We start from the raw sequence: 11544 nt of genomic DNA, 5'->3' as shown, positions 1-11544 counted from the left end.
AAAGTTCTATTATGACTAATACAAAATAACAAGCTGAGGAGAGAAAAACAATGAATAACGCATCAACAGCTTTAAAGGTAGCCGCTGGGATATTTTTGACCATCGCTCTAATTACGATTGTAGTTATACTGTTTATTTCAGCCCAGGAGGCGACTAAAACGGCACAAAACAATTTTGCTGATATCCAGACCGAATTGTCTCAGGCCTCTTTTACGGTATATGACGGCACAACGATTAGCGGTTCCCAGGTGACCAATGCGCTGCGGAAGTTTCAGGGGAAGGACCAATTCGGCATTCAGATTAAAACCGGCAAAAATATGGCAGGCCAGTGGTACGGTAATGCTCTGAACATTAGCCCAGACAGTGAACAGTATGGCGCCGTGAATGGCGGCAGTGATAAGACTGGGAAAATCACGAATACGCTTAATGAGAAAGAGAATGAATACGTAAATCCAAGTGGCAAATTCAAGGCTGAAATCGTCAAGGACAAATCGAACGTTGTCCGTGGATTGTTGTTTACCCAGTCCTAAGCACTACAGTAAAGATAATAATCATAAGGGGGATGAGAGTATGTCTGATCACGCTTCAAGCATGCTGCGGCTTGGTGTGTCAGTTATTCTGTTCATAACCGCATGTGTAACGGCAGCAGACTTGTCCAGCCAGCTGGATGGTGCACTGGAATTAAGATCACAGCAGGAGGAGCATTCTGAAGGGCGAATAGCCCGTACTGCTGTGGTGGGGTTGCCGGAACGGATAAAAGGGACTCAGGTAATGCAGGCAATTCGCGTGAACTTACAGGAGGGGATTTCGATTCATGTCGACGGGACAGAGTACGATGCGTATTCTGAACCGTTTGAGCCTGATGTATCGACCTTAGATGCTTCTTCTTTATATTCCATATACCCACAGCGTAATGGGAATGGGGACATAACATCTGTACGTTTTGAGAAATTGGGGGAGGAATGAAGTGGTTCAAACAATATCCAAGCTGTTGGGGGCGCTGATCGCTGTATTGCTTTTGTACATCGTACCCGCAGCTCAAGCTGCTGAACGGCAGGAAGATATATCCGGGTTAAATACATATCATTCAACTGTACGTTTTGTTGATATGGTAAGAACCAAAGGTTACATTACACCGACGATGTATAACGATTTTATGCGTGATCTGGAATTGACAGGCAATATCTACAAAGTTGACTTGGAGCATATGCACAAAAAGTATGTACCGGACTATGCAGATGCCGCGAAGCCAGACAGTTTTCTGGGCAATTATGAAACTGTATATGATGGGTACTATAATCCGCAAATCTTACCTGTACTGTTTCCTGACAATCAGCAGCCAAAATCAGATCAGCCACGTCGGTATACCTTGATGGCCGGGGATTATTTTACGGTCCGGCTACATAATACGAATCGGACTCCTGCGGACTTGTATAAATCATGGCTTCTCGGTGGGGCAGATAGCGGAAAGCCGGCAGTTACAGCTTCTTACGGGGGCATGGTTCTGAATGAAGATTACTGATTTTGCAGTCATATTTATACTTTTGTTTTTGCCCTTTGGTGTAGTTAGTGACTTACGGGTCCAGAATCAGCGTGAAGTGCAGCAGCTAGAAATGAAATATACGTCGGCTCTCCGTACCGCAGTTCAGGATGCAGGGGTTATGCTCTCACAGAATGAACGTCAAGAACGCGAGGCCGGATACGGATCGGATAAGTTTTTTCGTGTAGATAAAGAAGCAGCGCTGCACACGTTCCTGCACACCCTTTTTCTTAATGTAGGCATTGATGGGGATATAGTAGCACAACGTGCATTATTGGATTACATACCAGCCATTGTAATTCTAGATTATGACGGTTATTATGCGTTCACTTCAGAAGCCTATACCGACGAGCATGGACAAGCTGCCATAGGTCCCAAATGGAGCGAAAAAAAGCCATATGCCTATGTTGATTCAGTAGACAACAGTGTGGGGTTCACCTTGGATAATTATGTGCACGCATATGATGCGCGGAATCACAGGTGGGTGGAGGGCTTTCAAAAGGAACTTCAGGACCAGACCCCTATATCTTTACTGAATAATTCAGAAACTTTTGAGCAAATACGTCGTTCCACCATCGTTCGCAGCGTCCAAGAGGACCTGGCGCGAATTATTAATGTCCATAACGAAAAAGCTGCACGTAACGGCATAACTTATACGTTCACGCTACCGCTCATTCCGCAAGAGGAGTGGTACAACACAGTAGATGATGTGGGTCTGATCGCGTTTATCCAAGGCATTCCGGTCGGAGACAGGTATTACAATAACTATGGATTTGGTGGTGGGAGAGTCGTTAGAAAGCAAGACATTATAGGCGGCATAGAACCAGATACTGGGATGAAATATTTTTATAGAGATTCATGTCCAGCTCCCTTTAAAGCGAGTGAACGTTTTGCGGATGAAAAATCTGCAGCAGCTGCGGGATACTTTGAGTACAAATGTTATAATGGCTTAAAATAATCACCTTCATGGGTGGTTTTTCTTTTTTTAGGCAGATCCATATCAAAAACCTTAAAAATCGCTGTTTTCCATATTCCGATATGGTTGCAGAATGTGCTACAATAAAGCTTTGAAAGAAACGAAATGCATATGAAATAAGAACAGTCGGCAGCGCCGATGACAATAAGGAGCCAAAAACAGCTTATGAGTTTATTGACTGTAGAAAATGTATCTCACAACTTTGGGGACCGCGCATTATTTAAAAATGTTTCCTTTCGATTGCTTGCGGGGGAACGTGTAGGTTTGGTAGGAGCTAACGGTGTCGGTAAATCGACACTCATGAACATTCTGACTGGAAAATTGCTTAAGGATGAGGGTAAAGTGGAATGGACTCCACGTGTACGTTACGGCTATCTGGATCAGCATACCAAGCTGACACCGGGCAAAACGGTACGTGATGTTTTGAAAGACGCTTTTCTTCCTTTGTTGGAATTGGAAAAGGAAATGATGCAGATTACTGACAAGATGGGGGATGCTTCTCCTGAAGAGTTGGAAGTGCTGCTGGAACAGATGGGTGAAATTCAGGAGCAACTGGATATGGGGGATTTTTACCTCATTGATGTGAAGGTTGAAGAAATGGCGAATGGACTAGGTCTGTCGGCCATAGGACTGGATCGGGATGTATCTGCACTTAGCGGTGGGCAACGGACAAAGGTGCTTCTTGCTAAGTTGCTGTTGGAAAAGCCAAATGTCCTGCTGCTGGATGAGCCCACCAACTATTTGGATGTAGAGCATATTGAATGGCTTACGCGCTATTTGAAGGATTATCCCTATGCTTTTATTCTTATTTCACATGATACTGAGTTTATGAACCAGGTCGTTAATGTTATTTACCATCTTGAATTTGCCAAGATGACCCGTTATTCAGCTAACTATGAAAAGTTTCTTGAAATGGCGGATCTGAACAAAGCTCAGCATATTGATGCTTATGAGAAGCAACAGGACTTTATTAAGAAACAGGAAGATTTTATTCAGCGTAATAAAGCGCGTGCCTCTACATCAGGCCGAGCAAAGAGCCGTGAAAAGCAACTTGATCGGATCGAACGTATAGATAAGCCTGAAGAAGCTGCGAAGCCAACCTTTCAATTCAAAGAAGCACGTGCAAGCGGAAAGACGGTATTTGAGGGTATTGATTTTGAGATTGGTTATACGCATGCCCTTTTGCCTAAAATGTCCATGACGATTGAACGTGGCGAAAAGATTGCTATTGTTGGCTACAACGGTGTCGGTAAATCGACATTGCTCAAAACCATATTGGGAAAAATACCGCCAATCAGTGGAAAAACCTATCAAGGTGATTTTTTGCAGCCCGCTTATTTTGAGCAGGAAGTAAAGGCGGAGAAAATTACACCGATTGACGATGTGTGGAATGAATTCCCACATTTGAACCAGCATGAAGTACGAGCGCATTTGGCGCGTTGCGGTTTAAAGAATGAGCATATCACGCGTCCGCTATCTGCGCTCAGTGGTGGAGAACAGGCTAAAGTCCGTCTTTGCAAACTGTTAATGCGTGAAAGCAACTGGGTACTGTTCGATGAGCCTACCAACCACTTGGATGTTAAAGCTAAGGATGAGCTGAAACGTGCCTTGAAGGAATACAAAGGGACCGTATTGCTTGTATCTCACGAACCGGACTTTTACGAGGATTGGGTAACCAAAACGTGGAATGTGGAAGAGTGGTCAAGTAAAGTTAACTAACATCAACTAAATCCAATTCTGCATATTTCACACGAAGTGGGGTTTGCAGAATTAGGAAAATATGCTAAGCTATCTTTAGCTTATACAATAAAATAGTCACACTAGGGGAGCCGCCCATGCGGCTGAGACGGAATAAATGGATTTCGGACCCTTTGCACCTGATCTGGGTTATGCCAGCGTAGGGAAGTGAGCACCGTACAAACAAGGCAACACCATCTTATTTTTGTTTGTGCGTGGGACGATACACGTATACGGATATCATGGTCCGTTCGATTATTGGACGTTCGTTAAACCACTTCCTTGGGGAAGTGGTTTTTTTGCGTTTCGTTCATTTTAAGTTGTTCGAGCTTCCGTAGACAATTCACATACAATCCCCTTTCATTTCTGCTGGTAGACGTGGCTGACTAAGCTTAGATCCTTTAGTCCAATGTGAGGTGAAGACAAAATCGAATTACACGCAATTTCGATGGAAAAGGGCACTTTTGCACAAGCAGCCCAAGTGGCTGCTGTGATTTGTCCGTATGTTCATTATGTACACGCACGTTTAAAACAGAATGGTGCCTCTGCATTGCTATCTTTGACTCGCAGCATGGTGGAGCAGGGAGTTCCTTTGCAACAAATTGTAGTAAATGATCGTGTGGATGTAGCTTTACTTACTTTGGTTGGAGCCGTCCAGCTACCAGCTAATGGATTACCTGTAGCGGATGTGAAAAGCCTACTTCCAAAGGGTACACGCTGTGGAGTATCTGTGCATTCCTTGAAGGAGGCGCAGACTGCCGAGCGGGTAGGAGCGGACTATGTACTTTATGGTCACATATATGAGACCCATTGTAAGCCCGGTATTGTACCACGGGGTTTAGCTCAGCTTGAACATATTTGCAGGCTGTCGAACATTCCGGTGATCGCGCTGGGCGGCATACAACCGCACCATATCCCGGAGCTTTATAAGGCTGGAGCAAGCGGAATTGCGGTGATGTCTGGTATATGGGAGGCTGAGTCGCCCGTTGCAGCTGCGCTGGAATATAGGCGAATGGCAGATCTTGTAGTTCACGACCTGTAGCGAGAAAACGAGAGTAGAGGCAAGCTGAAAGCAGAATGGTTTATGGAGAGGAGACACGGAACAAATGCCAAAGATACACATAGAGGCAAGAGCGATAGGACACGCTGAATGCTTGGTCATAGGTGGAGGTGTCATCGGCAGTTCCATTGCTTATCATGTGGCCAAGGAGGGAAGAAGTACGATCATGCTGGAACGATTGATCCCGGGTGAGGGAGCCTCAGGAGCAGCGGTTGGAATGCTGGCAGCGGAAAGTGAAGAGTTCACCGACTCTGAGCTGGCACGGTTTGCTCGCATAAGTCGAGACGCATTCCCTGAGCTTGTCTGTGATCTGGAGCGTTTGTCAGGTATTTCGGTGGAATTCCGTACAGAAGGATTTGTGACTCCTTTCCGTACGGAAACTGAAGGCCAAAAACGCTGGAAAGCTGCTAAAACGCGAGAGGATGATTGTCCTATCTGGTGGGATGCGAAGGAATTGGCCCGACGAATTCCAGGTTTGGATGAACAAGCGATCGGGGCAATATATCGTTCAAAAGAGACACAAGTGGCTCCTGTCCAGCTTTGCCGTGCTTATGCAGGTGCTGCTGCGGTGCTGGGGGCAACGGTATGGTCTGGTACACAGGCAGAGCAACTGGTCATACAGAATGGTCGAGTTTGCGGTGTTCGAACAGATAGTGGCTTTTTTTCCTGCGATCAGGTCATTATTGCTGGAGGCTTGGATAGCATGAAATTGCTAGCGCAGGTTGGATTTGAATATCCACTTTATCCGGTCAAGGGCGAAGCGGTAGCGGTCTCCTTGAAGGATCACCCGTTAGAATACACCATTTATGCTGATGATATTTACCTCGTGCCTAAACAGAATAACGAGCTTTGGATTGGGGCAACGAGCCTTCCGCATCAATATGACGAAGAGGTGACCGTAGGAGGCTTGGAGGGGTTGCTGGCACGTGCCTCTGCTTGGCTGCCGCGCGTCCGTGAAGCTTCTTTTATACGCACTTGGGCGGGCTTACGTCCGCAGGCCGCATCAGGTCATCCTTTTATAGGCACTGTCCCTGGGGTCGAGGGCGTATATGCTGCCGTCGGGCATTATCGCAACGGTGTCCTGCTGAGTGATGCTACCGGGCGTGCGCTGGCAGCTATGCTTAATGGGGCTGGTGCGGCTGAACTTGGGATAAGTAGATTTTCTTCTGAGCTCCTCAAGAAGGAAAGCTTATGAAGCTGACGATTAACGGCCAGAGCCTGACCTTTTCTAATCGAATCACTCATGTGGATCAATTGCTACATGAGCTTGATGTAAAGGTGAAAACCGTAGTGGTAGAGCTGAATCGGCGTATATTGACCCGTGAAGATCATGATGAAGCGGTACTGAAGGATGGAGATTGCCTAGAGATTGTACATTTTGTGGGAGGCGGTTGATCATGTTAACCATTGGAAAAGCATCTTTTACCTCAAGGTTGTTGTTGGGAACAGGAAAATTCTCTGATCTAGATATCCAATCCCAAGCCGTAGAGGCTGCTGAGACGGAAATATTGACGTTTGCTGTACGGAGATTGAACTTGGAGGAACGGGATAAGCAGCATTTTCTCGATATGCTGGATTTGAGCCGGTATACACTTCTTCCCAACACAGCAGGGGCTACAACAGCAGAGGAGGCCATTCGTATTGCCCAATTGGCAAAAGCCTCCGGCTTGTGCGATATGATTAAGGTGGAAGTCATTGGGGATAGCAAGACACTGCTGCCTGACCCTTTTGAAACGTTGAAGGCTAGTGAAAAGCTGTTAGAAGAAGGCTTTATCGTGCTGCCCTACATATCGGACGATGTGATTCTAGCCAAGAGGCTACAAGAGCTTGGAGTACACGCCGTTATGCCTGGAGCTTCACCGATTGGTACAGGACATGGTTTGCTCAATCCGTTTTCATTAGAGCTAATTATTGAACAGGCGGAGGTTCCGGTTATTGTCGATGCGGGTATTCGCTCACCCGGTGACGCGGCAATGGCGATGCAGTTGGGGGCAGATGCTGTTTTGTTGAACACAGCCGTATCAGGAGCGAAGAACCCAGTAAAAATGGCTGAGGCCATGAAACTGGCTGTTCGTGCTGGAAGATATGGTTTTGAGGCGGGGATGATTCCTGTAAAACGTTACGCTTCAGCGAGCAGTCCGACAGAAGGAATGATTCAGGCATGAAGGTATCTGACAAATCCGGTGCAGGAGGAACACATCCAAGTGACCGTTATTCCAGACAAGAAAGATTCACACCCTTTGGACCGACAGGACAACGTCGGCTTGCTTCCTCTCACGTATTAATCATAGGTGTTGGAGCGCTAGGCACAGGTATTGCGGAAACACTTGTTCGCGGGGGCGTAGGTATAGTGAGCCTCGTAGACCGGGACTATGTGGAATGGAGCAATTTGCAGCGCCAACAGCTTTTTCAGGAAAGTGATGCTGCGCAAAGATGTCCCAAAGCAGTAGCTGCTCAGCGAAGATTAAAGGATATTAATTCGGAAACGGTTATACATGCACATGTACTGGATGTTAGGGTGGAAGAGCTGGAAGAGTTGATCCAGGGGGTAGATCTCATAATGGATGCAACCGATAATTTCGATACCCGACTTCTTATGAATGACATGGCACTAAAGCATCGGATTCCTTGGATTTATGGGGGATGTGTGGGCAGCTATGGTGTAACCTACACCATTTTACCGGGTCAAACGCCTTGTCTTCACTGTCTGCTGGGAACTGTGCCGTTTGGTGGTGAAACCTGTGATAGCGCCGGGATTATTCCGCAGGCCGTACAGATGGTCACGGCTAACCAAACTACGGAAGCTTTCAAACTTCTGGGTGGATATCCAGAAGATTTGAGAGGAAAGCTGCTTTCGTTTGATTTGTGGAAAAATGAGTATGTAGCGATAGTAGTAGATAGTGTTAAAAAGGAGAATTGTCCTTCTTGCGGCAACCAACCGACGTATCCCTACTTGTCGGCCTCTCATCACCAGAAAACAGATGTTTTGTGCGGCAGGGATACCGTTCAAATTAGACCAGCAAACCCGACACATCTGAATCTTGCGGAAATAGCAGATAGATTTGCTTCTTTGGGAGAAGGAAAAGTAGAGCAGAATCCGTTTTTGGTTTCCTTTAGTACAAGCGAGCATCGCTTAGTTGTTTTTGCAGATGGCAGAGCGTTGATCCATGGGACAAAGGACGTGGCAAAAGCAAGAAGTCTGTATCATCGCTATTTGGGTTAAACCATAAAAGCAGAAAGCCATTCTTTGGAGAATGATTTTCTGCTTTTTTGTTACAATAATATTAATATGCTTTAATGGCTTATAACAAACTTGTTCGTATCCAATGTAATGCTATGTCCAAACCAGGTGGGTGAAAAGATGGGCCCGTTAATTTTACTTGTGGATGTAAATGAAGCGTCTCCCGTAATTGTTCTTCCATTGGAGCAGGCAGGTTATCAGGTGGTACATGTTAGCAATACATCGGATGCAAGCTCTTATGCAGCCCACAATCCGGTGAATTTGCTACTCCTGAACATAGGAGATGAACAGGCGGATACACAAGGCTTGATTCGCATTTTGCAGCAAAACCATCCTCATGTCCCGCTATTTGCAATGACTTCATCAGATGAGGAGGACCATATTGTTTCCTGCTTTGAACAAGGGGCACATGATGTGATCGTTCTGCCCTTTTATCCTAGAGTTTTTCAGGCAAGAGTGGCTAATTTATTGCGGATTTTTGGTATTGAACGTGATGTGAAAAGGGCGATCGAAGCGGGTGATTTACATATAGACAATGCAAGCAGAATGGTGAGCAGAGGGGGACAAAAGCTGGAACTAACTCCGAAAGAATTTGATCTTTTGCTTCATCTGGCGATACATCTTAACCAAGTTTGTAGCAGGCAGCAAATTCTGAAGGATGTTTGGAAACATGATTATATCGTTGATACGAACGTAGTAGACGTCTATATCAGACATTTGAGGGTTAAAGTAGATAAAGGGTATAAGTTTAAAATGATCCGTACGGAACGAGGTATTGGCTATTCACTCAGAACACCAACCGTATCAGAATAGCATAAGGCATATAAAAAAGCCGGAACTTTTCGTCCCGGCTCGCATATTTCAAAATGAGTTTCATACTACAGCACGCGGCGTGCTTTAATGTATGTTCTTTTCCAGTTGCCGGAGTTCAAATCGGAGATGGTCACGCCAGGTCCGCCGTAAGTGTGTAAAATTTTACCCCCGCCCATATAGACTGCTACGTGGGTAATGTTGCGTCCTGTCGCACGGCTACCGCTTGAAAAGAACACTAAGTCACCTTTTTTCAAATTGGACTTGGATACGGCATGTCCGACTTTAGACTGTTGAACAGAAGTACGTGGCAAATCCACTCCGTATTTCTTGAATATGTGCTTCATGAAAGAAGAACAGTCAAAATTACGTGTAGTGCTCGTGGAAGCTCCAAACTTATAAGGAGTTCCCATATATTTTTCACCGTAGTTAATTACTTTTTGGCCTACTGAAGTAGTAGTGGCAGCTTGTGCCGTATTTGTTCCCTCAATTGCAAAAGTACCAAAGCCGATAGTGGCTGCGACCCCTGCTATAATTACCTTTTTTATGATTTTCTGCATATTCATGTTGTAAGTACCTCCAGAAATTGATTTGTGCAATATTTTGCTGAGTTGCTAACTAACTGACAGCGTTGAGTATAACAGTTTTGAAGCCGCCTAATAGTTGGAAAAGAACTCTCAAATGCTTGAGGGACAAGACTTACACAGCGATTATTAAAAAACGATTAAAAATTACAATTTGTAAAAAATATATCGATTCATAGATCTCTATAAACGGAAAAACCCTTGTTAATCAAGGGTTTTGAGTGAAAGAACAATCTGAACAATGGTTACAACAATGTCATAATTAATCCTTGCTTTGAATAACGAGTAGTAGACCGCTTTTGATGGAAATCGTACCTTTTGAAGCCGTTAGCTTATTACTGACAGCACGCGATTGTCCCATTTTGAGGGTGGCATTATGTAGCGGATACATAAATCCTTCCAGTTGTATACCTGTTACTTCGGCAGTCATAGGAAGCAGCGATGTATATGTATAGCCCATAGGCTGGATCTCAAGCGTTGATCCGGTGAGCTCAATATAATTATGTGCGTCCATAATAGCGCAGCTAATATGATGCTGCATTGCGCGTACCAATATTTGAACATTAGCTAATGTGTGATCCATCCGGGTGCCAGTCACACCAAGCAACAATACATGATCTACGTGCTCGTCCATAGCGATTTCCAAAGCAAGCTCAGTATCTGTCAAGTCTTTAAGTACTGGATCACACGCAATCATACGTTGGCTTGCTGATTCTACCTTTTCTTTTTCCTCTGGTGTGATCGAATCAAAATCTCCTACAGAGACATTTGGTGTAATACCGTGTTCGATCAGGAAAAGAGCACCTTTATCTGCACCTATAATAAAATCATCGGGTTGTATTTGATGTAAATCTTCTTCATTAAGACGACCGCCTGAAAATACAATCGCTCGTTTTTTTGTCATAATCAACATCCTTTCTTTCTGATACGATCCTATATATACCATCGTTTTTAAGTATACCGCGTTAAATATGGCTTGCACAATTTTGGAGGACACGGATACAATGAAACAGAAAAAAGGAAGTGTAACGTGTAATAGGAAGGAGAACGAAATGATTAACGTTTTGTTTGTATGTTTGGGCAATATTTGCCGCTCTCCGATGGGGGAGGCGATACTGAGACATAAAGCGCAGGAACGGGGATTGGGTGCAGAAATCGGGGTAGACTCGGCCGGGACAGGCGACTGGCACATCGGAAATCCCCCGCATGAGGGAACACTAAAGCAACTTAAGCTGCATGGAATCAGCGAACAAGGCATACAGGCGAGGCAAATAACGGGCCGCGATTTTGACGCGTTTGATTATATTGTGTGCATGGATGACTCCAATGAACAAAACATTCGTAAGATTGCAGGTGGGGCGGAGGCTGATATTCTAAAATTTATGGATTTGCTCCCTCAAGAAAAATTAAGAGAAGTACCCGACCCGTATTTTACAGGGAATTTTGAAGAGACCTATCGATTAATGGACGCAGGGTGCGACGCCTTGCTGGACAAGATCATAGAAGAAAAGCTATAATGTGAACGAAAGATGACGGCAATAATTGCCGTTTTTCGTCATACATTTTTGAAAGCGTAACCAAATTATGAAAAAGAGG

General features: G+C 44.9%; 14 protein-coding genes and 1 riboswitch. Of the genes, 12 read left to right on the top strand and 2 right to left on the bottom strand.

Going from position 1 to position 11544, the window contains the following annotated elements; all coding sequences use genetic code 11:
- The first annotated feature begins 50 nt into the window (after positions 1 to 50).
- The 11 genes from BM358_RS12115 (at position 51) to BM358_RS12065 (ending at position 9367) form a co-directional block, all read left to right on the top strand.
- Positions 51 to 530 (top strand): hypothetical protein, encoded by a 480-nt coding sequence (locus BM358_RS12115; RefSeq protein ID WP_023988985.1) that lies wholly within the window; start codon positions 51 to 53, stop codon positions 528 to 530.
- A 40-nt stretch (positions 531 to 570) separates the two neighbouring features.
- Positions 571 to 966, top strand: a complete 396-nt coding sequence (locus BM358_RS12110; protein WP_028541717.1) for a hypothetical protein — start codon at positions 571 to 573, stop codon at positions 964 to 966.
- A 1-nt stretch (position 967) separates the two neighbouring features.
- Positions 968 to 1522 (top strand): hypothetical protein, encoded by a 555-nt coding sequence (locus BM358_RS12105; protein ID WP_028541716.1) that lies wholly within the window; start codon positions 968 to 970, stop codon positions 1520 to 1522.
- A complete protein-coding gene (locus tag BM358_RS12100) occupies positions 1509 to 2498 on the top strand; it encodes a hypothetical protein (protein ID WP_028541715.1) in 990 nt (329 codons plus the stop codon). The genes BM358_RS12105 and BM358_RS12100 overlap by 14 nt, the downstream gene beginning before the upstream one ends.
- Positions 2499 to 2681: 183 nt before the next feature.
- A complete protein-coding gene (locus BM358_RS12095) occupies positions 2682 to 4235 on the top strand; it encodes an ABC-F family ATP-binding cassette domain-containing protein (protein ID WP_023988981.1) in 1554 nt (517 codons plus the stop codon).
- Between the two features lie 93 nt (positions 4236 to 4328).
- Positions 4329 to 4437, top strand: a riboswitch (TPP riboswitch).
- 264 nt (positions 4438 to 4701) lie between these two features.
- On the top strand, positions 4702 to 5295 hold the full coding sequence (locus BM358_RS12090) for a thiamine phosphate synthase (RefSeq protein WP_028541714.1): 594 nt from the start codon (positions 4702 to 4704) through the stop codon (positions 5293 to 5295).
- Positions 5296 to 5359: 64 nt separating this feature from the next.
- Entirely contained in the window at positions 5360 to 6508 is a 1149-nt protein-coding gene (gene thiO / locus BM358_RS12085) for a glycine oxidase ThiO (RefSeq protein ID WP_028541713.1), read from the top strand.
- Complete coding sequence (gene thiS / locus BM358_RS12080; RefSeq protein WP_013310519.1) at positions 6505 to 6708, top strand: sulfur carrier protein ThiS; 204 nt, start codon at positions 6505 to 6507, stop codon at positions 6706 to 6708. The genes thiO and thiS overlap by 4 nt, the downstream gene beginning before the upstream one ends.
- 2 nt (positions 6709 to 6710) lie before the next feature.
- On the top strand, positions 6711 to 7478 hold the full coding sequence (locus tag BM358_RS12075; protein WP_023988978.1) for a thiazole synthase: 768 nt from the start codon (positions 6711 to 6713) through the stop codon (positions 7476 to 7478).
- Positions 7475 to 8536, top strand: a complete 1062-nt coding sequence (locus BM358_RS12070) for a ThiF family adenylyltransferase (protein WP_028541712.1) — start codon at positions 7475 to 7477, stop codon at positions 8534 to 8536. Before BM358_RS12075 ends, BM358_RS12070 begins: the two co-directional genes overlap by 4 nt.
- Positions 8537 to 8674: 138 nt before the next feature.
- Positions 8675 to 9367, top strand: a complete 693-nt coding sequence (locus BM358_RS12065) for a response regulator transcription factor (RefSeq protein ID WP_028541711.1) — start codon at positions 8675 to 8677, stop codon at positions 9365 to 9367.
- A gap of 65 nt (positions 9368 to 9432) precedes the next feature.
- On the opposite strand, the gene BM358_RS12060 is transcribed toward BM358_RS12065, so the two are convergent.
- The gene (locus BM358_RS12060) at positions 9433 to 9930 is read right to left on the bottom strand and encodes a C40 family peptidase (RefSeq protein ID WP_028541710.1); all 498 of its coding nucleotides are present in this window, start codon (positions 9928 to 9930) and stop codon (positions 9433 to 9435) included.
- A 280-nt stretch (positions 9931 to 10210) separates the two neighbouring features.
- Positions 10211 to 10852, bottom strand: coding sequence for a thiamine diphosphokinase (locus tag BM358_RS12055; protein WP_028541709.1), 642 nt, complete (start codon positions 10850 to 10852; stop codon positions 10211 to 10213).
- Between the two features lie 148 nt (positions 10853 to 11000).
- Between BM358_RS12055 and BM358_RS12050 the strand changes: the two genes are divergently transcribed.
- A complete protein-coding gene (locus BM358_RS12050) occupies positions 11001 to 11465 on the top strand; it encodes a low molecular weight protein-tyrosine-phosphatase (protein WP_028541708.1) in 465 nt (154 codons plus the stop codon).
- Positions 11466 to 11544 lie beyond the last annotated feature (79 nt).

The organism is Paenibacillus sp. cl130 (genome assembly GCF_900116035.1).
Taxonomy (GTDB): domain Bacteria; phylum Bacillota; class Bacilli; order Paenibacillales; family Paenibacillaceae; genus Paenibacillus; species Paenibacillus polymyxa_B.
The sequence above is the reverse complement of the archived record's forward strand: the minus strand, read 5'-3'. Positions and strand labels throughout refer to the sequence as shown.

Bases quoted from the DNA above. Each gene is read 5' to 3' on its own strand.
- BM358_RS12115 (WP_023988985.1), top strand. From the start codon at position 51: ATGAATAACGCATCAACAGCTTTAAAGGTAGCCGCTGGGATATTTTTG.
- BM358_RS12110 (WP_028541717.1), top strand. From the start codon at position 571: ATGTCTGATCACGCTTCAAGCATGCTGCGGCTTGGTGTGTCAGTTATT.
- BM358_RS12100 (WP_028541715.1), top strand. From the start codon at position 1,509: ATGAAGATTACTGATTTTGCAGTCATATTTATACTTTTGTTTTTGCCC.
- BM358_RS12095 (WP_023988981.1), top strand. From the start codon at position 2,682: ATGAGTTTATTGACTGTAGAAAATGTATCTCACAACTTTGGGGACCGC.
- BM358_RS12090 (WP_028541714.1), top strand. From the start codon at position 4,702: ATGGAAAAGGGCACTTTTGCACAAGCAGCCCAAGTGGCTGCTGTGATT.
- thiO (WP_028541713.1), top strand. From the start codon at position 5,360: ATGCCAAAGATACACATAGAGGCAAGAGCGATAGGACACGCTGAATGC.
- thiS (WP_013310519.1), top strand. From the start codon at position 6,505: ATGAAGCTGACGATTAACGGCCAGAGCCTGACCTTTTCTAATCGAATC.
- BM358_RS12075 (WP_023988978.1), top strand. From the start codon at position 6,711: ATGTTAACCATTGGAAAAGCATCTTTTACCTCAAGGTTGTTGTTGGGA.
- BM358_RS12070 (WP_028541712.1), top strand. From the start codon at position 7,475: ATGAAGGTATCTGACAAATCCGGTGCAGGAGGAACACATCCAAGTGAC.
- BM358_RS12065 (WP_028541711.1), top strand. From the start codon at position 8,675: ATGGGCCCGTTAATTTTACTTGTGGATGTAAATGAAGCGTCTCCCGTA.
- BM358_RS12060 (WP_028541710.1), bottom strand. From the start codon at position 9,930: ATGAATATGCAGAAAATCATAAAAAAGGTAATTATAGCAGGGGTCGCA.
- BM358_RS12055 (WP_028541709.1), bottom strand. From the start codon at position 10,852: ATGACAAAAAAACGAGCGATTGTATTTTCAGGCGGTCGTCTTAATGAA.
- BM358_RS12050 (WP_028541708.1), top strand. From the start codon at position 11,001: ATGATTAACGTTTTGTTTGTATGTTTGGGCAATATTTGCCGCTCTCCG.